Raw genomic sequence first — 1,289 nt, forward strand, 5'->3', positions numbered from 1 at the left:
GAGATGATTTTCTTGGTTTTCTCGTTGCCGTTCGGCTCCTTGAAAGTCACTTCATCCCCATATCCCACTGGAACCTTTCCAGGCATGCGAATATGGACAGAACTGGTTACCTCCTGCCCGTTCTCCCCTATGACGCGCTGAGTTGCGAATGTCACCCTCGCTCGGTACGTTTCCGACATGTTTCCTGCCGAACCACCCGCCCACGGGTCACTATCGTCAGCCTGACGCATGATTTTAACCGCATCCCTGTACATCATCCCAACCTCCAAACATGACGGTCGCACAGCGCCTGGATGGCTGGAGGCAAGTCCTTTTCCCGCTCCGCTGTTTGGAACGTAGCGGTGTATTCCCCGTCAATCCGTTCTGATATTTTACCCCACTGCCCGGTGTGCATCATCTTAGCAAGCATCAGACAGGCCATTTCCAGCGTGTTTGGGAGTGTGGGAGGGTTAGCGGTAGGGTCGTCACTTGGAAGGTCGTAGCCGCCAATATAGGAGGTCACAAGGTTATATTCTCCTTTCGGCCATCCTTCCTGCCGGAACAGAATGCCATCCTCCAATTCCGTGTACCCCAAAATTGGACCATGCGGACCCGTGATTTCCGTGATTTCATGGATCGGAAAATTCCGCAGGGCCAGATGTTTGGAATTCGTTCCGCTACGGCGCTCCGTGTAAGATCTTTTTCCAAATTTGCGGTTACAGTGGCCCTCAATGGCGTCAGACGCAGCAGCCAGGGCAAACATTAACTCATTGTCCTGGCTGGTATCTGTGTCCGGGATGTAAAGCATCTTCTTTAGCCTGCTGACGGTCGCCAGCATGACTATTCCTTATCCGCCTTGCCATCGGTTTTGGTTTCAGTTGCAGCCGGATCAGGCTCATCAGCATCTGATTTCGCCGGATCACCTGGTGATTTTTCTGTATCAGCTTTGACGGCCGGATCTGGTTCATCCGTCTCAGGGTTACCAAGATATCCAAACTCCCTGAGATAGTCGGCGCGGTCTTGGTCGTCTGTCTCATAAACGGACCCAACCGGGTATTTCCTCTTGGTTTCTTTATCTCGGAAAACCTCTAAAACGGGATATTTCTGTGTTTTCGCTGCTGCTTTAGCCATTGTTTTTCCCTCCCAGAAAAGATTAAAAGGCGGTTATACCGCCTTAAACGATTGCCGAAACGTCAAGCTGACCAAACACCGCTGCGCCTGCGTCCCATGTTTTAATGTCCTGACGCATGATAGCTCTCAGGTCTGTTGTGTCACGAGTAAAGGCGCTGCCGCCTTCTTTGGTGCTTGCA

3 protein-coding genes are annotated in these 1,289 nt (G+C 51.7%); all 3 read right to left on the reverse strand.

The features are described from left to right. Positions 1-257, reverse strand: a 257-nt coding sequence (locus HP552_RS00585) for a hypothetical protein (protein WP_175393846.1), incomplete at its 3' end; no start/stop codon positions are given. Next, on the reverse strand, positions 254-817 hold the full coding sequence (locus HP552_RS00590; RefSeq protein WP_512698962.1) for a head-tail connector protein: 564 nt from the start codon (positions 815-817) through the stop codon (positions 254-256). The genes HP552_RS00590 and HP552_RS00585, both read right to left, overlap by 4 nt. Positions 818-819: 2 nt before the next feature. Then, positions 820-1,110 carry a hypothetical protein gene (locus HP552_RS00595; RefSeq protein ID WP_175393848.1) on the reverse strand — a complete coding sequence of 97 codons (291 nt, stop codon included), beginning with the start codon at positions 1,108-1,110 and terminating at the stop codon, positions 820-822. Between the last annotated feature and the right edge of the window lie 179 nt (positions 1,111-1,289).

Source organism: Paenibacillus xylanilyticus, from assembly GCF_013359935.1.
In the GTDB taxonomy this organism is placed as follows: Bacteria; Bacillota; Bacilli; order Paenibacillales; family Paenibacillaceae; genus Paenibacillus; species Paenibacillus xylanilyticus.

Coding starts and splice junctions, on each gene's coding strand:
- HP552_RS00590 (WP_512698962.1), bottom strand. CDS start 817: ATGCTGGCGACCGTCAGCAGGCTAAAGAAGATGCTTTACATCCCGGAC.
- HP552_RS00595 (WP_175393848.1), bottom strand. CDS start 1,110: ATGGCTAAAGCAGCAGCGAAAACACAGAAATATCCCGTTTTAGAGGTT.